Genomic DNA, 18,776 nt, shown 5'->3' with positions numbered 1-18,776 from the left:
CGGAGCCATTCCTGCGACCCCGTATCGGCTTGCGCAGTCGGCCACGGATGGAAGACCGCCCGAGGTTGCGGTCGGCCTCGCCCGATGCGAGGACAGCGCCGCCTGACCTGACGGATCTGCCGCAGGCCTGCCGGGCAGTGCACTGCAGGCTGCCAGCAGCATGGCCAGGAGCCAGATGGGGCTCTGCCGTGTGACGAGGGTTCGCGTCATCTCGGCACCTCCGCATGTCATAACGACGGAGCCTCGGTCGAGGTCACGGCAGGGGCGTCACGCGGGATGTCGTGTCGCAACAGCACCGATGGGCCACCTCGCCGCGGTTGCGAGGTGGCTCACAGCGCTGTGCAGAACCGGGCGGCTTGCCCTCGTGCTCAGAACTCACCCGGCTTCACGTACGGCTGGCTCCAGAGCGCGACGGAGAGGAGCACGGCCTTCAGCCACGCCTCCCACATCTTCTCCACCTCTTCGGGGGAGTGGCCCTTTCGCGCCAGGAAGGGCTTCAGCGTCGCGACGATGGGGTAGATCAGGGGCACCATGTACCGGTAGTGGATGTGCGGCAGTGCGGGCGCGGCGTCGGTCCGGTTCTTCTTCGTGTGGTGATGGCGCAAACCAATCTCGTACTGGTAGTTGAGCCAGTCCTGGTCGTAGTTCGCCTCCGCGGTGTCGATGATCCACTGCTGGAACCGGGCAAACGTCCGGGCCAGGTAGTCCTGCAGCGGCATGCCGGCGGGGGTGCTGTAGTAGCGGATGAGCTGCGGCTGGGAGCCGACGAACTCGTACCACTTCTCCACGATCTCGGCCGTCTGGTCGGCCAGGATGGCGAGGGACATGCGCAGGTATCTCACATCCTCGTCGGTGAACATCGCCGTCGCCTTCATCCACTCGAACTCCCGCAGGCTGACAGGCGACTGCGGCACCAGCGGCGTTCCATAGGTGTAGCCAGGAAGCCTCTGCATGGGCGCTCCACCTCCCATTTCCCTGGCACAATCCTATGCCTCTCGTCACGAGGGCCCCACCTCGGCCGAGGGATCCTGGGTCACGGGGAGGTGGGCCATGGCTGTCCCGACCAGGTCGAGCAGGTTGAGGGGCGAGCGGATGAGCACGCTGCCGACGCCATGGCCCGTGAGGCCGACCAGCCGGTCCATCTCCCGGTCCGTCCAGGCGTTCACGTACAGCCGCAGCCGCATCATGTCGCTGTAGAAGTGGTCCCAGCGCGCGGCAAACCGGTCGAACGCCTCATCCCCCAGCGCGATCTTCCGGGCCGCCAGCACCCCGCTCTGCAGTGCGCTCTGCTGGCCCGTGATCCCCAGCGGCTCGATGAACCCGCCGGCGTTGCCCACGAAGATGACGTTGCCGACGACGCGTTGCTTGACGCGGCCGATCTCGTAGCACTCCAGCTTGAACTCGTCCTCGATGCGCTCCCAGAGGTGCCCCTGCTCCTGCCGGAACCGGGTCCAGTAGGCCTCCACCGCCTCCTCGGAGGAGTCGGGCACGCCGAGGCCCACCGAGGCCATGCGCTCGTCGAAGGGGGCGATCATCGCGTACCCTGTCCCGGCGTAGCGCGTGTTGAAGTAAAAGTGGAGCTCCCCCGGGTTGAAGTCGCCGATCACATTGGCGCCGCGGATGTACCAGGCGATGTCCCGCTGCCACAGGCCGAAGTGCTTCGGCCACCTGGGCGAGCCCGTGGCCACGACCACCCAGTCGTACGCCGTCGCGAGCTCCTCCACGTCCGGGTTCTGGTCAAACCGGACGGGCGAGCGGCAGTGGCGGAGCAGCTGCTGCTCCAGCGAGCGCGCTTCCGGGCCGCGGGTGGTGGTGTAGCCCACGTGGCCCCGGATGAGCGTGTCCCGGGACTGGGAATGCAGGACCAGCCTGGTGATGTGGTTGGCCGGGTTCAGCGGCAGGTGCAGCTCCTGCCGCAGCGTCTCGAAGACGTCCTTGCTCGGCTCGGTGGAGAGCGATTCCAGCATGGTCTCGACGGTGTTGAACATCTTCCCGACCCGGTCGCGCTTCTCGAAGACCTCGCACTCGTGCCCGAGCCGCTCCAGCTCGTGGGCGCAGGCCAGGCCGGCCAGCCCGGCCCCCACGATCGCAATGCGCATTCCAACACCCCCCGGGAGTAGGGTGTCCGATACCCTCGCGTTTACCCGCCCTGTGCAGGCGCTCGAAACGTCACTGCCGTTCCCGCCGTCAGACTGGTCAGGATAATCTGGAGGGAGTCTGCAATGCGACGCATCCTGGCGCTTTCCCTGGCGCTGTCCCTGGCCCTCCTGTCCGCCTGCACGACCGCCACGCCGGCTGACCTTCCGGCTGCCGGCGGCACCGGGCGAGGCGCGGGTGAAGAACGGGAGCCGAGGCGCCCGCAGCTCGTCGAACACCGTCTGGGCGAACTGCGGCGGGTGGAGCACGGCGAGGGTTTCGTTCTCCTACTCCCGGCACATCCCACGCTGACCGCCACGGTCAGCGGGGCGGAAGCGGTCCACTGGCTCCTCTACCAGGACACCGATGGGCGCTCGAACCGGGATGTCCCTCTGGCGGTCCTGGATGGCGAGGCGGTTGGTCCGCACCGTTGGGAGCTCAACTGGACCGACGCACCGGCCGAGTCGGTGCGCCTCGTCCTCTGCGCCGTTCCCCAGGGCGACTTCCCGGCCGGCGAGGAGGTGCCCCGGGTGGGCGGCCGCCCCTGTCTGGGACTGCAAGACACGCGGGTGCTGGTGCTCGGGCCGGACGAGTCGCCCTATCTCACCGAGGAGCAGGCGGTGGCCAAGGCCCGACTGATCGAACCGGACGGGCCGTGGGTGGCCAGGTTCGAGGAGGCCTACACCCGCTTCGGGTCGGAGGACGCCCGCGGGCGGCCGGCCTGGGTGCTGGAAGCGCTCTACCCGTACGGCAACCGCATCACCGTGGCCATCGACGCGCTGACCGGCGAGCGCATCGCGGTCGTGTGGGCCGAGCCGCCGCACTTCGGCGGAGAACCGACCCCGCTCAGCCGGGAGGAGGCGGTTGCGGCCGCCCTAGAGCAGCTGGGCGACAGCGACCTGCGGCTGTTGGAAGCAACCTACACGGAAGAGTACGAGTGGCGCGGCCACACCTACTTCGCCTGGGTGCTCCGTCTGGCGCCGGGCAGGGACGAGGGGAACGAGATCACCGCCGTCATCCACGCCTACACCGGCACCCTGCTCACGCCCTGAGGGGGGTAATCCATGGGCCCCATCCGCCGGGGGATCTGGCTTGCGGTCGCCCCGGACCTGACGCTGGCGGCCTGCGCCCCGGCGAAGCCGGGTTCTCGCCGTGCCTGAGCGTGCCGGACCAGCGGGAGACGTGTGCCGGTCGGCGACGTCTGCCATGTCGATTCGGTGATCCGGTGCGGACGCGCTAAGGAGCGCCCCGCACAGGGGCGCTCCCTCCATCTACTTGAGAATCTCCTCCGCAAAGCTCTTGCCATACCCCGTGCCGGGAACCCCCACCAGGTCGGCCACGGTGGCGCCCAGGTCGGCCAGCGAGGCCCGGGTGCCCACGTCCGCCCCGGCCCGCACCGGCTCGCCGCAGAGCAGCACCGGCACGTACTCCCGGGTGTGGTCGGTGCCCGTGTGCGTCGGGTCGTTGCCGTGGTCGGCGGTGACCACCAGCACGTCCCGCGGGCCCAGCTTGGCCATGATCCCGGGCAGGGCGGCGTCGAACTCCAGCAGGGCCTGCGCGTACCCTTCGACGTCCCGCCGGTGGCCGTAGAGCATGTCGAAGTCCACCAGGTTGGCGAAGAGCAGCCCCGGCTCCTTCCGGTCGAGGCACTCGTGGATCATCCGGATACCGTCGGCGTTGGACTTGGTGTGCTCGCCCCAGGTGATGCCGTGGCCGGAGAAGATGTCGCCGATCTTGCCCACGGCCAGCACCGCCAAGCCGGCGTCCCTGATCTCGTCGAGGATCATCCGCGGCGGCTCCAGGGCGTAGTCGTGCCGGTTGGCGGTGCGGGTGAAGTTCGTCCGGTCGGTACCCACGAAGGGGCGTGCGATCACCCGGCCCACCCGGTGCGGCGGGCGCAGCAGGTCCCGGGCGACCTCGCATACGCGGTAGAGCCGCTCCAGCCCGAACCGCTCCTCGTGGGCAGCCACCTGGAAGACCGAATCGGCGCTGGTGTAGACGATCGGCCATCCCGTGCGCAGGTGCTCCTCGCCCAGCTCCTTGATGATCTCGGTGCCGGAGGCCACCTTGTTGCCCAGCACGCCGGGAACGCCCGCCCGGCGGCAGAACTCGGCGATCAGGTCCTCCGGGAAGCCGTCGGGGTAGGTGCGGAACGGCGCCTCGGGCCGGATCCCCACCATCTCCCAGTGGCCGGTCATCGTGTCCTTGCCGTGCGAGGCGATGGCCATGCGGCCGTACGCCCCGGCCGGCTGATCCGCAGGCGGGGTGCCCGCGATCTCCGTCAGATTCCCCAGCCCCAGCCTGCCCATGTTGGGCAGCGGGAGGCCGCCGCGCCTTCGGGCGATGTTGCCCAGGGTGTTGGAGCCGGCGTCTCCCCACTCGGCCGCGTCGGGCATCGCTCCGATTCCCACGCTGTCGATGACGATCAGGACGACTCGCTCAACAGGTGCCATGTACCCTGCTCCTTTATCTGGACTTCCTGGCCCCACTATACCACCTTGCGCGGGCGCGGAAAAGACGGGCCGTCCTGACGGCGGCCCGCCCGGCGCGGTCGGTTGCGGGGGCTCCGGCGAGCCCGCAGGTCACGCCCGCGGATGCGTGCGGGCGTAGACCTCCTTCAGGCGGCCCTTGGTGATGTGGGTGTAGATCTGCGTGGTGGATATGTCCGCGTGGCCCAGCATCTCCTGCACGGACCGCAGGTCTGCGCCGTTCTCCAGGAGGTGCGTGGCAAAGGAGTGGCGCAGCGTGTGCGGCGTGATCTCCTTGTCGATGTGGGCATCGTCGGCATAGCGTTTTACGATCTTCCAGAAGCCCTGGCGCGTGAGCCGGTGGCCGTGGTGGTTGACAAAGAGCGCCTCCTCCTCCCGGTCCTTCACCAGCTTGGGACGCCCCGCGTCCAGGTACTCGCGCACGGAGTTGATGGCCAGGGTGCCCAGCGGGACGATGCGCTCCTTCGACCCCTTGCCCGTGCACCGTATGTATCCGGTATCCAGGTTGACGTCCGGCACGTTGAGCGAGACCAGCTCCGAGACCCGGATGCCCGTCGCGTACAGCAGCTCCAGCATCGCCCGGTCCCTCAGGCCCGCAGGCTGCGACGGGTCGGGCTGCGCCAGCAGACGCTCCACCTCGGCCACGCTGAGGACCCGGGGCAGCCGCTTCTCCAGCTTCGGCGACTCCAGATTGGCGGTGGGGTCGGTCTTGATCCGCTTCTCCCGGACCAGGAACTGGTAGAACGCCTTCAGCGCCGCCAGCCTGCGGGCGATCGTCGCCGTGGCCTTCCCCTGCTTCTGCAGGAAGCGCAGGTAGTTGATGATGGTGGTGCGAGAGACGGCGTCGAGGTCTGCTTCTTCCTCCCCGAGGAACTGGGAGTACTGGCGCAGGTCGCGGCCGTAGGACTCCAGCGTGTTGCTCGCCAGGCCGCGCTCCACACTCAGATAGGTGATGAACTCATGGATCAAGTTGTTCATGTCGCATCCCCTTCGCGCCATTAGTGGTAATCATTCTCTCGCATATTGGGGAGGATTATGCGTCAGACCTGACCGATTTTGTCAATTCCACGGAATCGGGTCCATCCCCTCCTGCTCCCGGCCCTGGGGACCGCCCCCGCGGTGACCCCCGCACCTTCACTTTATGACGACTCGCCTCCCCCTATGACGATGAGGGCCCCGCATCCGTCGGATGCGGGGCCCGCCGGCCGCTCGCTACAGCAGCTTGTCCAGCTCCGTGTACTCCAGCCCGTGGGCCTGGGCCACGGCCGGATAGGTGACGTGCCCGTCCACCACGTTGGCGCCCTTAGCCAGGGCCGGATCCCTGCGCAGCGCCTCCCGCCACCCGAGGTTCGCCAGCTTCAGCGCGTACGGCAGCGTGACGTTGGTGAGGGCGTAGGTCGAGGTGCGCGGCACGGCGCCCGGGATGTTGGCCACGGCGTAGTGCACCACGCCGAAGCGCTCGTAGACGGGGTCGCGGTGCGTCGTCACCCGGTCGATGGTCTCGATGGAGCCGCCCTGGTCGATGGCGACGTCCACGATGACCGAGCCCGGGGTCATCTGCTGCACCATCTCGGCGGTCACCAGCTTCGGGGCCCGGGCGCCGGGGATCAGCACGGCGCCGATCACCAGGTCGGCCTTCTTCACCTCCGAGGCGATGACGTACTCGTTGGAGACCCGGGTGTGGATCCGGCCCCGGAAGATGTCGTCGAGGTAGCGCAGCCGGTCGGCGTTGATGTCGATGACCGTGACCTGGGCGCCCAGGCCGACCGCCATCTTGGCCGCGTTGGTGCCCACCACGCCGCCGCCGATGATGACCACGTTGCCCGGGGCGACGCCGGGCACGCCACCCAGCAGCACGCCGCGGCCGCCGTGGGCCTTCTCCAGGTAGTGGGCGCCGATCTGCACGGCCATGCGCCCCGCCACCTCGGACATCGGGGTGAGCAGCGGCAGCGACCCGTCCGCCAGCTGGACCGTCTCATAGGCGATGCCGATGGTCCGCCGCTCCAGCATCTGGCGGGTCAGCTCGGGCTCGGGAGCGAGGTGCAGGTAGGTGAAGATGATCTGCCCCTCCCGCATCAGCCGGTACTCGGGCGGCAGGGGCTCCTTCACCTTGACGATCATGTCCGCGGTCGCCCAGACCTCCTCGTTGGTGGAGACCACCCTGGCGCCCGCAGCCACATACTCAGCATCGTCAAAACCGGAGCCGCGGCCGGCATCGTGCTCCACCAGCACCTCGTGGCCGGCCTTCACCATGGCCGACACGCCGGCCGGGGTCATGGCTACGCGGTTCTCATAAGCCTTGAGTTCCCGTACAACGCCTACCTTCACTGCGCTCTCTCCTTCCGCGTCCGGCAACGCTCGTGCGCCGGAACCAGCTTTGAATATCCCTGCGAAATAGACCCAGATTTGCACTACCTACAAGGATTATCACATGCGCCGACGGTGGGAACAAGCCCCCGATTCTCGTGATTGCCAACTATCGCACACCGGAGGACGCAGAGGCAGCGAGGCGCACCGACAGGGCGAGAAGTCCCCCGAAGCGGCCGTCCGTCACATCCGCACACCGGCCACCAGGCGAACCAGGTGCGGCGAGATGAACCCCTCCACCAGCGCCGCGGCCACGAGCAGCGCCGCGGCCGACAGCAGGGTGTTGGAGTAGGCGGCGAGCGCCCCGTAGTAGCCGGAGAGCCGGCGCCGCACCTGCCAGGACGTGGCCACCTCCAGGGCGAACCCCACCGACGCGGAGGCCGCCAGGATCAGCCCCGGGACCTCGAAGACCGTCTGGGGCAGGTGGCCGGCCGCGGCCAGCAGCACGCCACGGGTGCCGAACTCGGCCGTCAGGTAGGCCACCGCGAAACCGGAGATGAACCCCCGCAGCAGCGGCAGGGCCATCACGGCCACGGCGCCCACCAGCGAGATCGACAGGACCCAGATCAGCGAGACCTGCCGGGCCTGCCTGAGCAGGGCGTCGCGCACCAGCGGGCCGGTCTCCGGCGCCGGCGCCTGCCCGAGCACCCGCACCGAGTCGGAGAGCTGCCGCGTCAGCTCCAGCCGGGTATCCGCATCAAGGCTTCGCAGCGCAAGCGCCCCGAACAGCAGGCCGATGACGAAGAGGCTCGCGTGCAGCAGCACGACGCCGCCCCGCTGAATGACCAGGTCCTCCAGGTTCCGCCTCCAGGCCTCGTAGAGATGCATGCCCGTCCCACCCTTGCCGCCAGACTCACGGGGAGTCTATGGGACAGGGCGGGTGATTATGTCACGGCATCGGGGTCAGGCCCCGCCACGCGACCGTAGATGCCGCCGGCCCCGGACTCGATGGCCAGCCGCCCCTCCCGCGCCAGCACGACCAGGCGGGCCAGCTTCGGCCCCACCACCTCCGCCAGCTCCTCCTCGCCCGCCTCGTGCAGCACGGCCATCTCGGTGCCGAATGCCGCCAGCAGCCGCTCGAGGCCCCGCCGGCCCAGGCCGGGCACGAAGCTGAGGGGCACCTGGTGCACGTAGGGCGGGCGCGGCCGCTCCGCGCGGGTGAAGCGAGGCTCCTGCCAGGCGGCGTAGTGGCGGATGCGGTCCAGCACCCCGAGCACCACCCGGTGGGCTGCGCCCTCCGGGCAGCCCAGCGCGGGCGGGTCGCCCTCGACCCGGCGCCCGCAGGTGAGGCAGTAGGTGCGGTGGTACTTGCCGAGGCGCGGGTCCAGGCCGTAGTTGGCCAGGATCCGCCGACCGCCGACGCCCCGGAGGGCCAGCAGCAGCTCGTCGAAGCAGGGCTCTGCCACCAGGAGCTTGTTGTACTCCCGGCCGATGGCGCCCAGCGAGTGGGCGTCCGAGTTGCTGAGGTAGGGGAAGCGGGTCAGCTCCGGCAGTTCGTCCGCCAGGGGGGTGTCGGAGGAGAGGCCGAGTTCCACGGCACCGACGGCTCCCCAGAGCTCCGGCGGGATCACCTCGGAGATGGCCGGCGCTGCGCCCAGGGCGGACTTGTGGGGCGTGAAGATGTGCGCCGGGACCACGATGCCGCCCAGGGCGGCCGTCACCTCCACCACGTCTGCCGCGGTCGTGCCGTGATGGCGCTGGGTGGACAGGCGCCGGTTCTTCACCCGCCCTGCCTGCCACCCGGCGAATGCCCTCAGGGCATCGGCGCCCCGGAAGTAGCAGAGCAGGTGCACGGGCCGGCCGCCGTGGACCACCTCCACCTCGGCGCCGGGCAGCAGCGTCACTTCGTCGTAGGCGAGGCCGCCGCCGGGGTGTTCCACCACGCGCCCCTCGGCCAGCAGCCGCTCCAGGTCCTGCAGGGCACCCTCCGTGGCGGCGTCGATCACGCCCACGAGCCGGATGCCCTTCCGGTCCCTGGCTTCGGCCAGGATGTTGGCCAGCGTCAGCGACCGCGCGGCGGAGATCTTCACCCCGCCGCCGGGGTCGCCGGCCCAGCCCAGGTGGACGTGCAGGTCCGCGTAGACGGTCTGCAGCGTCGCCGGCACCCCACTGCCTCGCGTCGAGACGGTCTCCGGCTTCTCAGCGGCCCCGGTGCCGTGCATAGAGCAGCACCCCCGCCAGCGTCTTCGCGTCCCGCAGCTCGCCCGCGACCGCCATGCGCAGCGCCTCGTCCAGGCTCAGCCGCACCAGGGTGATCTGCTCGTCGTCGTCCATCGGCAGCCGCGACGGCGTCAGGTCCTCGGCCACGTACAGGTGCAGCTTCTCCGTGCAGAACCCCGGGGCGCTGTAGAACTCCGCGAGCTTCGTCATCCGTCTGGCCCGGAACCCCGCCTCCTCCTGCAGCTCCCGCTCCGCCGTGGCGGCCGGGTCCTCGCCCGGCTCGCACGTGCCGGCCACCAGCTCCAGCAGCTCCTCGCCGGCCGCGTACCGATACTGCCGCACGAAGAGCAGCTCGTCGCCGTCGACCGCCAACACCACCACTGCTCCCGGATGCGCCACCACGTCCCACGCGCGCTCGCGGCCGTCCAGCTGCACCGTGTCGCGCCTGACGGTGATCACCCGGCCACGGTAGACTTCCTCCTGCCTGATCAGCTTCACGCCCTGGCCTCCTCGTACTCCAGCGCCGGCTCCTCGCCCCGCAGCACCCGCAGGGCTCCGGCCGCCAGCGCCCCCATCTCGTCCTCACCGGGATAGACCGCCACGGGGGCGATCCAGCCCACCTGGTCGGCGATCCAGCCCGTGAGCAGTTCGGAGTGGGCGAGGCCCCCGGTGATCACGATGCGGTCGACATGACCGTCCAGCGCCACCGCGGCCCGCCCGACCTCCTTGGCCACCTGGTAAGCGAGGGCCTCGTAGACGAGGCGCGCCGACTCGTCCCCCGCTGCGACGCGCGCCTCGACCTGACGGGCGTCGTTGGTGCCCAGGTGGGCGACGAATCCCCCCTCGCCGACCAGCATGCGCCCGATCTCGCGCAGCGTGTGCCGCCACGAGAAGGCCAGGTGGATCAGCCCGAGGGTGGGCAGACCCCCCGCCCGCTCGGGCGACATCGGACCGTCGCCATCCAGCCCGTTGTTGACGTCGACCACCCTGCCGCGCCGGTGCGACCCGACGGTTACGCCACCGCCCAGGTGGACGACCACCAGGTTGAGCTCCTCGTACCGCCGCCCCAGATCCGCCGCCACCCGGCGGGCCACGGCCTTCTGGTTGAGGGCGTGGAAGACCGACCGGCGGGGCATCTCGGGCAGCCCCGAGAGGCGCGCCTCGGGCGCCAGCTCGTCCACCACCACCGGGTCGACGATGAACGCCGGCACGCCCCCCGCGGCCTCTGCGATGTCGTGGGCCAGCAGCGCCCCCAGGTTGGAGGCGTGCTCCCCGTGCTCTGCACGCGCCAGCTCGTCCAGCATCGCGGCGCTCACCCGATAGGTTCCGCCGGGAATCGGACGGAGGAGCCCCCCTCGCCCCACCACGGCCGAGAGCGAGCTCAGCCCCACCTGGTGCGCCTCCAGGGCGGCGAGGATCAGGTCGCGCCGGAAGGCGAACTGGTCGGCCACCTGCCGGTAGCGGGCCAGGTCCGCTGCGCTGTGGCGGAGGGTGTCGGTGAAGAGCGGCTCTTCTTCGTCGTAGACCGCGATCTTCGTGGAAGTCGAACCGGGATTGATGATCAGCAGCCTGTGGTGCAAACTCCCACGCTTCCTTTCGCTTCGGCTTCGCCGTCGGGCAGGAACGGGGAGGGGGAACCGCCCCCCTCCCCGGGCCAGCGGCCGCTACTCGGCCAGGTAGATCCGGTTGAGCTGGTGAATCCGCTGCATGCGCTCCTCGGCCATGACGTCGGCCGCCTGGGCCGTGCTGATGTTGCGCTCCTGCGAGATCTGGAAGACGCGCATCAGCTTGTCGTAGATCTTGGCGACCCGGGCCAGGGCACGCTCGCGGCTGTAACCCGCCGGGTGGTACTCCTCGGCCACGTTGATCACGCCGCCGCCGTTGATGACGAAGTCCGGTGCGTACAGTATCCCCCGCTCCCGCAGCATGTCGCCGTGCCGCGGCTCCTTCAGCTGGTTGTTGGCCGCACCGGCGACGATCTTGCACCGGAGCTGCGGGATGGTCTCATCGTTCAGGATCGCGCCCAGGGCGCAGGGGGCGAAGACGTCGCACTCGACCTTGTGAATCTCCCCGGTGCCCACGACCTCTGCGCCGAACTGCTTCGCCGCCCGGTCGACGACCTCCTGGTTGATGTCGGCAACCACCAGCTTGGCGCCGGCCTCGTGCAGGTACTCGCAGAGGGCCCAGCCGACCTTGCCCAGACCCTGGACCGCCACCTTCCGGCCCTTCAGCTCCTCGGAGCCGAAGACCCACTTGACGGTGGCCTTGATGCCCTGGAAGACGCCGTAGGCGGTAACCGGCGACGGGTCGCCCGACAGCTCGGCCCGGCCCGCGGCGTGGTCGGTCTCCATCAGCACGTAGTTCATGTCCTCGACGGTGGTGCCCACGTCCTCAGCCGTGATGTACCGGCCGCCCAGCGACTCGACGAACTTGCCGAACGCCCGGAAAAGCTCCTCGGACTTGTCCGTGCGCGGGTCGCCCCACAGCACCGCCTTACCGCCGCCCAGGTTAAGCCCCATGGCGGAGTTCTTGTAGGTCATTCCCCGGGAGAGCCGCAGCACGTCGGTGATGGCGTCTTCCTCGCGCTCGTACTTCCACATGCGGAGACCGCCCAGCGCCGGGCCCAGGGTCGTGTCGTGGATGCCGATGATCGCCTTGAGACCGGTGGTCTTGTCGTAGCAGAAGACTAGCTGCTCGTGCCCGTACTGCGCCATCTGCTCAAAGATTCCCATGCGATGACCTCCTTACTAGATGCTGCATAGTCGTCAGGCAAAGGCGGCGAGTACCGCCAGTGCGATCGAGTTCAGCTTGGCCGCGGCCGAGTCAGACCGGGAGAGCAAGACGATCGGGCAGCGGGCGCCCACCACGATCCCGGCCGAGTCCGCCCCGGCGAGGCAGACCAGGCCCTTGTACAGCACGTTGCCGGCTTCCAGGTCCGGCATGAGCAGCACGTCGGCCGCACCGACCACGGGTCCGGAGACGCCCTTGGTCGCCCCCGCCTCGGCGGAGAGCGCGAGGTCCAGCGCCAGGGGCCCCTGCACCACGCACTCCCCCAGCTCGCCCCGCTCCGCCATCTCCTGAAGCGCGCGGGCGTCGACGGTTGCGGCCATGTCCGGGTTGACGGTCTCCACGGCCGCGATCACGGCCACCTTCGGACGCGGGTTGCCCAGGGCGTGCGCCACCTGCACCTGGTTGCGCAGGATGTCGGCCTTGCGGCTCAGGTCGGGTGCGACGTTGAGGGCGATGTCCGTGATGTGCAGCAGCCGGGGCCAGCCGGGCACCTGCACGACGCAGGCGTGGGAGAGCGCCCGGCCGGTGCGCAGCCCGGTGTCGCGGTTCAGCACGGCCCGCATGATGTCGGCGGTCTGCACCAGGCCCTTCATCAGGAGCTGCGCCTCGCCGGACCGGACCGCGGCCACTGCGGCGTGTGCCGCCTCCGCCGGGTTCTCCCGCGCGAAGCGAAGCCCGCGCACGAGGCCCAGCCGCTCGGCCTCGGCCACCGCCTCCTCGACGTGGGGGTCGGTCGCCTGGGCCACGGCCATGGTGAGCGGCCGGCCCGCCACCTTCTGCTGCGCGGCCGGAATCAACTGGTCAAGGGATGTAATCATCGGTACGTCAAGGCCTCCTCCTCGCCCCGGAGCACCCGGAGCGCACCGGCCGCCAGGGCCCGGTTCTCCTCGCTGCCGGGGAAGCGCATCACCGGCGCGATCCAGCCGACGCGGGCCGAGATCATGCCGGTCAACCGGTCAGAGTGTGCGAGCTCGCCGGTCAGCACCACCGCGTCTGCCCGCGCGCGCAGGGCCACGGCCATGGCGCCGATCTCCCGGGCCACCTGGTAGGCCATGGCGCTGTAGACCAGGTCCGCCTGCTGGTCGCCCTGCTCGATGCGCCGCTCCACCTCCCGCCAGTCGGCGGTGCCCAGGTGGGCGATCAGACCGCCCTCGGCGGTGAGCTTGCGAATCAGCTGCCGCTCCGTGTACCGGCCCGAGAAGCAAAGGCGCACCAGGTCGCCGGCAGGCAGGCGCCCGGCCCGCTCCGGGGCGAAGGGGCCGTCCTCCAGGGCGTTGGTGGCGTCCACCATCCTCCCCCCCTGGTGGGCGGAGACGGAGATGCCTGCGCCCAGGTGGGCCACGACCAGGTTTGCCTCAGCATATGCCTTGCCGAGCGCAGCCGCCGCCTTCCGGGCGATCCAGCGCATGTTCAGGGCATGGGCCAGGCTGCTGCGGCGCAGCTCCGGCAGGCCGGTCAGGTGGGCCTCGGCCCGCATCTCGTCCGTGGAGACGGGGTCGACGACGAAGGCGGGGATCCCCAGGGCGTGGGCGATGCCGTAGGCGAGGATGCCGCCGAGGTTGGAGGCGTGCTCGCCCTGCACCCCGGTACGCAGGTCCTCCAGCATGGCCCCGTTGACCGCGTAGACGCCGCCGGGAACCGGCTTCATCAGGCCGCCCCGGCCCACCACGGCCCGCAGGCTTTCAAGGGGAACGCCCGCATCCCGCAGGTAGCCGGTGATCCGGTCCCTGCGCATGAGAAACTGGTCCCAGATCCGCTCGAACCGCGCCAGCTCCTCCCGGCTGTGGACCAACTCCGCCGCGAGCCGCTCCTCCTCGCCGTCGAAGAGTGCGACGTGCGTGGCTGTGGCGGTGGGATTGATTACGAGGATGCGCGGGGCGTCGGCCGACACCGTGGTCACCTGCCTCTCATTCGGGCGTGTAGATCCGCCGCAGCCAGCCGACGCGCTCGATGCGACGCTCGGCGAGCCGGTCGGCGGCCAGGTAGGCGGGGATTCCCTCCTCCTGGCTGATGGCGAAGATCTGCAGCAGCAGATCGTAGATGGCTGCCGTCTTGCGGCGGGCCCGCTCCGGGTTGTAGCCCATGATCTCGTCCGCGACCTGGATCAGGCCGCCGGCGTTGATCACGTAGTCGGGTGCGTACAGGATGCCCCGGTCGTGCAGCATCTGCCCGTGCCGCATCTCCGCCAGCTGGTTGTTGGCGGAACCGGCGACGATGGCGCAGCGGAGCCGCGGGATCGTCTCGTCGTTCAGCACCCCGCCCAGCGCCGAGGGCGAGAAGATGTCGCACTCCTGGTCGTAGATCTCCTCCGGCGCCACGCCCTCGACCTCGGGGTGGGACGCACAGACCTCGGCGATCCGCTCGGGCCGCACGTCGGTCACCGTGACGCGGGCGCCCTCTTCCAGCAGGTGCTCCAGCAGCCGCCGGCCGACCTTGCCGAGGCCCTGGAGCGCCACCCGCCTGCCCTTCAGGGAGTCGTCGCCCCAGCGGAAGCGGACACAGGCCTTCATGCCCTTCCAGACGCCGTACGCGGTGAGAACCGCGGTGTCGCCGGACCCCCCCTCCTCCTCGGGAAGGCCGACGAACCACGGCGACTCCTGCTTCGCCCAGACGAAGTCCGCCTTGTCGGTACCGACGTCGGTGCCGGTGACGATCCGGCCGCCCATCGTGCCGACGAAGCGGCCCAGGGCACGGAACAGCTCCTCCGATCTCTCCGTGGCCGGGTCGCCCCAGATGACGATCTTGCCGCCACCGTGGTTCTGCCCCGACGCCGCGGACTTGTAGGTCATCCCTTTGGCCAGGCGCAGGGCGTCCTCCAGTGCGGCCTCCTCGCTCTCGTAAGGCCACATCCGGCATCCGCCCAGGGCCGGGCCCAGCGTGGTGTCGTGGATCGCGATGATCGCCCGGAGACCCGTTGTCTTGTCATAACAGAAGACGACCTGTTCGTGACCGTCACGGATCATGCGCTCAAACACGCCCACAGCGGGATCCCCCCTTCGGTCTGCTGGTGCGTGGTGCCACCCAGTTCCAGGTGCAACATCTGTGCCAACGGGGTTCTCGTGCACGGGAACAGTGTAGGCGCATGATGGGCGGAGACCCGCGGCCCGCGGGATCGCAAGCGGGTGCGCATTCTTCTGCAAGCGTCTGCAGAATGCTGCCTGCAAGTGTTTGCCGAGTCGCGGCCACCCCTGCCAGTTAAGAGTATACCTCTACTGGATGGTTCGGGGTGGACATTGGCGTGCGGCAACCATGCGCCGGGCGTGGCTGAGGCCGGCTCATGGCGTTTCCGTTACGTGGCGGCCAGGGGCCGCCAAGGGGTGTGTTCCTGCAGACTGGAGGGCTGTCCAGCAGCCCAGAGCTAGTCGGACAAGACTGGTCTCGGCCCCTGGAGGAGTCGTTCAAACGCAAAGTGTAACTCCATGAGCCGCGCCCGCGCTGGGTGTGGCTCATGGAGTTTCAGATACAGTTTGGCGAGGCGCCCCCGAGCAATAGGGACTGCGAGCTGAAGGGCAGTCGAGCAGCCCAGATCGGATCGGAGACGGATGGTCGCGGCTCCTGGAGGAGTCGTTCAAACGCAAAGTGTAACTCCATGAGCCGCGCCCACGCTGAGTGTGGCTCATGGAGTTTCAGATACAGCTTGGCGAGGCGCCCCCGAGCGATAGACACTGCGAGCTGAAGGGCAGTCGAGTAGCCTGGATAGGGATCGTAAGCATCTGGTCACCGATCCTGCGGGACTCGTTCAAACCCAAAGTGTAACTCCGTGAGCCACACCCCCGTTGAGGCTGGCTCACGGAGTTTCAGTTGCGCCCGGACAAGCTGCCTTCGCGTGGAGCGGCGGCCGGACCCCGGCTCGGATGGGGCTCTCCTTCCCTACATCAACCCGTATCGCTCAAGCTTGTAGTACAGCGTCCGCGGCGCGATCTGCAGCCTGCGCGCCGCCTCCGTCTTGTTCCCGTTCGTCTCCGCCAGCGCCCGCATCAGCGCAGCCTTTTCAGCCTCGGCCACCACCGCGTGCAGCGGCTCCACCGGGCCGCTTCCACCGCCCGCCGGCGCCCGCACCGTCTGGGTGGCCGCCGGGCCGCCCAACGGCGGGAGGAAGCGCCGCTCTATGGTCGTGTCGGTCATCGCCATGGCGATCATCGCCCGGCCAATGATGTTCTCCAGCTCCCGCACGTTGCCGGGCCAGTGGTACTGGCGCAGCACCTCGAGGGCGTCGGGGGCGATCTCGCGCACGTTGCGGCCGTACTCCTCGTTCAGCTTCTGGATCAGATGGTCCACGAGGCGCGGGATGTCCTCCTGCCGGTGCCTGAGGGGCGGGATGACGATGGGCACCACGTTCAGCCGGTAGTAGAGGTCCTCCCGGAATGTGCCCCGGGCGATCATCTCCTCCAGGTGGGCGTTGGTGGCGGCGATCACGCGCACGTCCACCTTCACCGGCGTGGCCTCGCCGACCCGCACGATCTCCTTCTCCTGCAGTACCCGGAGGAGCTTCGCCTGCAGCCCCATCGGCAGCTCGCCGATCTCGTCCAGGAAGAGCGTGCCGCCGTCGGCCTCCTCGAACAGGCCGCGCTTGCCGCCCTTCTTCGCGCCGGTGAAGGCGCCCTCGGCGTAGCCGAAGAGCTCCGACTCCAGCAGCGACTCCGCTATGGCGGCGCAGTTGACCCGGATGAAGCGCCCCCGCCTCCGGCTCGAGGCGTTGTGGATCGCGTGGGCGAACAGCTCCTTGCCCGTGCCGCTCTCGCCCCTGAGCAGCACGGTAGCCGGCGTCTCCGCCGCCCGGCGGGCCTGCTCCACCGCCTGCTGCATCACGGGGCTGTCGGCGATGATCTCGTCGAAGGTGTAGGTCGAGGTGAGCCGCCGGATCAGCTTCCTGTGCTGCTCCAGTTCGGCCGACAGGCGGGCGATCTCCGACACGTCCCGGATGACGCCCACCGAGCCCTTCAGCACGCCGTCCACCAGGATCGGGGCGACGTTCACCACCACCTCCCGCTTGCGCGGGCCGACGCGCAGCGGCACGTTCCGCACCGGCCGCCGGGTCCGGAGGACCTGCAGGTGCATCGATTCCTGGCTCGGATCGATGTCCACGGTCGCAGGCTTGCCGATCACCTCCTCCGGCCGCAGTCCGGTGAGGGCGGAGTAGGCGGGGTTGACCATCCAGCCGATGCCCTTCTCGTCCACCACCGAGATCGCGTCCTGCGTGGAATTGAAGATGGCCTCCAGCAGTACCTTCATCTCCCGCAGGCCCGAGATCTCCTCGGCCAGGGCCTTCACCTCGCTGATGTCCCGGAAGACGGCCACGGCGCCGACGACGTGCCCCTCCTTGTTCCGGACGGGCACCCGGTTGGTGACGATGGTCGTCTTGCCGACCTCCTGCTGCTGGTTCAGCTCGGCCCGGCCCGTCGCCAGCACGACGTGCAGCCGGGTGTTGGGGATCACGTCCTCCGCCCGCCGGCCGAGCACCTGCTCCCGGCTCACGCCCAGCAGCTGCTCTGCCGAGCGGTTGCAGAGCGTGACGACCCCCTCGGCGTTGACGGCGACGATCGCGTCGTGAGTGGAGTCGAGCATCACGTCCCGCTCCAGCTCCTTCTCCTCGAGGGCCCGGAGCAGGCGGTGGCTCTCCTCCACGAAGCTGAGGATCAGGTTCATGGCCAGGCCCTCAATGACCACGGCCCGGGGCCACTTCAGGCGCTTCAGCTCCTCGTCCAGCCCGTGCTGCCCCGTGGCGTCCACGATGATATCCACCTCGGGCAGGCAGACGAGGCCCGTGTAGTCGCACGTGGTGGGAATGCCGAGGCTGGCCGCCAGCGCCAGGCCCGGCGCATCCGGATTCCGGTCGGCTACGCCCAGCACGCGCACGCGCCGCGACATCTTCAGCAACGCGTTGAGCAGCGACGAGCCGCCCTTCCCAGCACCGATGATTACCACGTTCAGCATGGGCGACACCTCTGCTTGCATGCAATTGCAGACCGTTTCGCTTCAACGCCTGCAGTTTCCTGCACAAGGCGTTGAAGAGACCCTGCCCGGAGGCAGGGTTTCGGTGCTCAGCTCGCTTTGGAGTCGGCCCGCAGCCGGTCGGCGACCAGGGCGATGAACTCGGAGTTGGTGGGCTTGCCCCGGGAGCGGTCCACCGTGTGGCCGAACATGTTCCGGAGCCGGTCGGAGGCCCGGCACCAGGCCAGTTCGATGGCGTGCCGGATCGCCCGCTCCACCCGGCTGGCGGTGGTGCCGTTGCTGCGGGCTACCGCCGGGTAGAGGCCCTTGGTGACGGCGCTCAGCAGATCGGGCTGCTGCAGCACCAGCAGGATCGCGTCGCCCAGGTAGCGGTAACCCTTGACGTGGGGCGGGATGCCCAGGTCGCGGATCAGGTGGTTCACCTCGTCCAGGGACCGCGCCCGCACCTGCACCCGGGGTTCCATCCGCATCGGCACGGGCGCCGGCAGCACCCGCCCGGCGGCCAGCTGGCGCACCCGCGCGCTCAGCAGGTCGAGGTCGAAGGGCTTCACGATGTAGTAGTGAGCGCCCAGGTCCATCACCTTGCGGGCGAACGACTCCTGGCCGAACGCGCTCAGCATGAGGATCTTGGGCCATGACTTCGGCTTTGCCTGGTTCAGCTGCTCCAGGACGCCGATGCCGTCCAGGTAGGGCATGATGATGTCCAGAATCACGACGTCAGGCTGGGTCTCGATAATGGCCGGCACCGCCTCAAGGCCGTTGTGCGCCACGCCCACCACCGCAATGTCGGGCGTGGTGGCAAAGTACTCCTCCAGCAGCGCGCAGAACTCCCGATTGTCATCGCACACGAACAGCCGGATTCGGCCCGCAGACATGGCATCT

The 18,776-nt window shown here is 69.4% G+C and carries 16 protein-coding genes; 1 reads left to right on the top strand and 15 read right to left on the bottom strand.

Features of this window, described 5'->3' with window-relative positions; genetic code table 11:
• Nucleotides 1-368: 368 nt before the first annotated feature.
• Both J2Z79_RS00455 and J2Z79_RS00450 read right to left on the bottom strand, forming a co-directional pair.
• Nucleotides 369-953, bottom strand: coding sequence for a protoglobin domain-containing protein (locus J2Z79_RS00455; RefSeq protein WP_209464879.1), 585 nt, complete (start codon nt 951-953; stop codon nt 369-371).
• 45 nt (nt 954-998) lie between these two features.
• Nucleotides 999-2,099, bottom strand: a complete 1,101-nt coding sequence (locus tag J2Z79_RS00450; protein WP_209464878.1) for an NAD(P)/FAD-dependent oxidoreductase — start codon at nt 2,097-2,099, stop codon at nt 999-1,001.
• Nucleotides 2,100-2,222: 123 nt separating this feature from the next.
• Between J2Z79_RS00450 and J2Z79_RS00445 the strand changes: the two genes are divergently transcribed.
• A complete protein-coding gene (locus J2Z79_RS00445) occupies nt 2,223-3,188 on the top strand; it encodes a PepSY domain-containing protein (protein ID WP_209464877.1) in 966 nt (321 codons plus the stop codon).
• 219 nt (nt 3,189-3,407) lie between these two features.
• Here the strand turns inward: J2Z79_RS00445 and J2Z79_RS00440 are convergent, their stop codons facing one another.
• The 13 genes from J2Z79_RS00440 to spo0A all read right to left on the bottom strand — a co-directional run bounded on the left by J2Z79_RS00440 (nt 3,408) and on the right by spo0A (nt 18,769).
• Nucleotides 3,408-4,589 (bottom strand): phosphopentomutase, encoded by a 1,182-nt coding sequence (locus J2Z79_RS00440; RefSeq protein ID WP_209464876.1) that lies wholly within the window; start codon nt 4,587-4,589, stop codon nt 3,408-3,410.
• A 129-nt stretch (nt 4,590-4,718) separates the two neighbouring features.
• Nucleotides 4,719-5,603 (bottom strand): site-specific tyrosine recombinase XerD, encoded by an 885-nt coding sequence (xerD, locus tag J2Z79_RS00435; RefSeq protein WP_209464875.1) that lies wholly within the window; start codon nt 5,601-5,603, stop codon nt 4,719-4,721.
• Nucleotides 5,604-5,837: 234 nt separating this feature from the next.
• Entirely contained in the window at nt 5,838-6,953 is a 1,116-nt protein-coding gene (gene ald, locus J2Z79_RS00430; RefSeq protein ID WP_209464874.1) for an alanine dehydrogenase, read from the bottom strand.
• Between the two features lie 222 nt (nt 6,954-7,175).
• Nucleotides 7,176-7,820, bottom strand: a complete 645-nt coding sequence (gene spoIIM / locus J2Z79_RS00425; RefSeq protein WP_209464873.1) for a stage II sporulation protein M — start codon at nt 7,818-7,820, stop codon at nt 7,176-7,178.
• Between the two features lie 56 nt (nt 7,821-7,876).
• Nucleotides 7,877-9,097, bottom strand: a complete 1,221-nt coding sequence (locus J2Z79_RS00420; protein ID WP_209464872.1) for an endonuclease Q family protein — start codon at nt 9,095-9,097, stop codon at nt 7,877-7,879.
• 34 nt (nt 9,098-9,131) lie between these two features.
• Nucleotides 9,132-9,650 (bottom strand): NUDIX hydrolase, encoded by a 519-nt coding sequence (locus J2Z79_RS00415; protein WP_209464871.1) that lies wholly within the window; start codon nt 9,648-9,650, stop codon nt 9,132-9,134.
• A complete protein-coding gene (gene buk, locus J2Z79_RS00410; protein ID WP_209464870.1) occupies nt 9,647-10,732 on the bottom strand; it encodes a butyrate kinase in 1,086 nt (361 codons plus the stop codon). Before buk (J2Z79_RS00410) ends, J2Z79_RS00415 begins: the two co-directional genes overlap by 4 nt.
• A gap of 84 nt (nt 10,733-10,816) precedes the next feature.
• Entirely contained in the window at nt 10,817-11,884 is a 1,068-nt protein-coding gene (locus J2Z79_RS00405) for a Glu/Leu/Phe/Val family dehydrogenase (protein ID WP_209464869.1), read from the bottom strand.
• Nucleotides 11,885-11,917: 33 nt separating this feature from the next.
• The gene (locus J2Z79_RS00400; RefSeq protein WP_209464868.1) at nt 11,918-12,760 is read right to left on the bottom strand and encodes a bifunctional enoyl-CoA hydratase/phosphate acetyltransferase; all 843 of its coding nucleotides are present in this window, start codon (nt 12,758-12,760) and stop codon (nt 11,918-11,920) included.
• The gene (gene buk / locus J2Z79_RS00395; RefSeq protein WP_342589383.1) at nt 12,757-13,842 is read right to left on the bottom strand and encodes a butyrate kinase; all 1,086 of its coding nucleotides are present in this window, start codon (nt 13,840-13,842) and stop codon (nt 12,757-12,759) included. Before buk (J2Z79_RS00395) ends, J2Z79_RS00400 begins: the two co-directional genes overlap by 4 nt.
• Before the next feature lie 7 nt (nt 13,843-13,849).
• Entirely contained in the window at nt 13,850-14,923 is a 1,074-nt protein-coding gene (locus J2Z79_RS00390; protein ID WP_342589382.1) for a Glu/Leu/Phe/Val dehydrogenase dimerization domain-containing protein, read from the bottom strand.
• Between the two features lie 889 nt (nt 14,924-15,812).
• Nucleotides 15,813-17,876 (bottom strand): sigma 54-interacting transcriptional regulator, encoded by a 2,064-nt coding sequence (locus tag J2Z79_RS00385; protein ID WP_209464867.1) that lies wholly within the window; start codon nt 17,874-17,876, stop codon nt 15,813-15,815.
• Nucleotides 17,877-17,983: 107 nt separating this feature from the next.
• Nucleotides 17,984-18,769, bottom strand: a complete 786-nt coding sequence (gene spo0A, locus J2Z79_RS00380) for a sporulation transcription factor Spo0A (RefSeq protein ID WP_209464866.1) — start codon at nt 18,767-18,769, stop codon at nt 17,984-17,986.
• Nucleotides 18,770-18,776: the final 7 nt, after the last annotated feature.

This window comes from Symbiobacterium terraclitae (assembly GCF_017874315.1).
GTDB lineage: Bacteria > Bacillota > Sulfobacillia > Symbiobacteriales > Symbiobacteriaceae > Symbiobacterium > Symbiobacterium terraclitae.
The sequence above is the reverse complement of the archived record's forward strand: the minus strand, read 5'-3'. Positions and strand labels throughout refer to the sequence as shown.

What these genes read in the sequence shown, in the direction of transcription:
- J2Z79_RS00445 (WP_209464877.1), top strand. Translation starts at nt 2,223, where the DNA reads ATGCGACGCATCCTGGCGCTTTCCCTGGCGCTGTCCCTGGCCCTCCTG.
- spoIIM (WP_209464873.1), bottom strand. Translation starts at nt 7,820, where the DNA reads ATGCATCTCTACGAGGCCTGGAGGCGGAACCTGGAGGACCTGGTCATT.
- J2Z79_RS00450 (WP_209464878.1), bottom strand. Translation starts at nt 2,099, where the DNA reads ATGCGCATTGCGATCGTGGGGGCCGGGCTGGCCGGCCTGGCCTGCGCC.
- J2Z79_RS00440 (WP_209464876.1), bottom strand. Translation starts at nt 4,589, where the DNA reads ATGGCACCTGTTGAGCGAGTCGTCCTGATCGTCATCGACAGCGTGGGA.
- J2Z79_RS00385 (WP_209464867.1), bottom strand. Translation starts at nt 17,876, where the DNA reads ATGCTGAACGTGGTAATCATCGGTGCTGGGAAGGGCGGCTCGTCGCTG.
- spo0A (WP_209464866.1), bottom strand. Translation starts at nt 18,769, where the DNA reads ATGTCTGCGGGCCGAATCCGGCTGTTCGTGTGCGATGACAATCGGGAG.
- J2Z79_RS00455 (WP_209464879.1), bottom strand. Translation starts at nt 953, where the DNA reads ATGCAGAGGCTTCCTGGCTACACCTATGGAACGCCGCTGGTGCCGCAG.
- J2Z79_RS00405 (WP_209464869.1), bottom strand. Translation starts at nt 11,884, where the DNA reads ATGGGAATCTTTGAGCAGATGGCGCAGTACGGGCACGAGCAGCTAGTC.
- xerD (WP_209464875.1), bottom strand. Translation starts at nt 5,603, where the DNA reads ATGAACAACTTGATCCATGAGTTCATCACCTATCTGAGTGTGGAGCGC.
- J2Z79_RS00400 (WP_209464868.1), bottom strand. Translation starts at nt 12,760, where the DNA reads ATGATTACATCCCTTGACCAGTTGATTCCGGCCGCGCAGCAGAAGGTG.